Genomic DNA, 707 nt, shown 5'->3' with positions numbered 1-707 from the left:
GGATATGAAACAATTAATTGACGATGGTCGGCCTATATTTCTGCAAATTTTGGAACGGATTGAGGATGACATCATTGAAGGAGGAATGGCGGAAGAAACACAGATTCCATCGACAAATCAATTTGCCGCATTTTACAAAATTAATCCTGCAACTGCAGCGAAAGGTGTTAATTTATTGGTGGATGAAGGTATTTTATATAAAAAGCGGGGGATTGGGATGTTTGTTGCAGAGGGAGCACGTGAAAAGATCATAAATAAACGGAAGGAACAGTTTTTTGAGCAGTATATCATCACGATGATCCATGAAGCAAAGAAGTTAGGGATTACGTCTGATCAATTGACGGATATGGTTGGAAAGGGGATGAATAGTGATGAAAAGAATCGTTGAGGTTAAACAACTTGATAAATCATACGGGGAATTTAAGGCGCTTGAAGATATAAATTTTATGATTGAGGAAAATAAAATTTACGGATTACTTGGAAGAAACGGTGCTGGGAAAACAACTCTAATGAAATTATTGACTGCTCAAGAGTTTCCTACGAGTGGTGAAATAAAAGTACATGGCGAAAATCCTGTGGAAAACAGGAGAGTATTAAGTCAAATTTGTTTTATCAAAGAAAGTCAAAAGTATCCGGATAATTTCACTGTAAATGATATATTAAAAGTTTCAAAGTCACTATTTCCAAATTGGGATGAGGATTTTGCC

At 35.9% G+C, this 707-nt stretch carries 2 protein-coding genes; both read left to right on the top strand.

Translation table 11 applies throughout. From position 1 onward, the window contains the following. Positions 1–4 precede the first annotated feature (4 nt). A complete protein-coding gene (locus V7149_RS24930; protein ID WP_335348256.1) occupies positions 5–388 on the top strand; it encodes a GntR family transcriptional regulator in 384 nt (127 codons plus the stop codon). Further along, the coding region (locus tag V7149_RS24925; RefSeq protein WP_335348255.1) for an ATP-binding cassette domain-containing protein at positions 372–707 on the top strand (336 nt) is incomplete at its 3' end. The genes V7149_RS24930 and V7149_RS24925, both read left to right, overlap by 17 nt.

Origin of the sequence: Bacillus sp. JJ1503, from assembly GCF_036965125.1 — a bacterium.
GTDB lineage: Bacteria > Bacillota > Bacilli > Bacillales > Cytobacillaceae > Cytobacillus.
Note: the sequence above shows the minus strand (reverse complement) of the source record. Positions and strands in the feature narration are given on the sequence as shown.

Bases quoted from the DNA above. Each gene is read 5' to 3' on its own strand.
- V7149_RS24930 (WP_335348256.1), top strand. From the start codon at position 5: ATGAAACAATTAATTGACGATGGTCGGCCTATATTTCTGCAAATTTTG.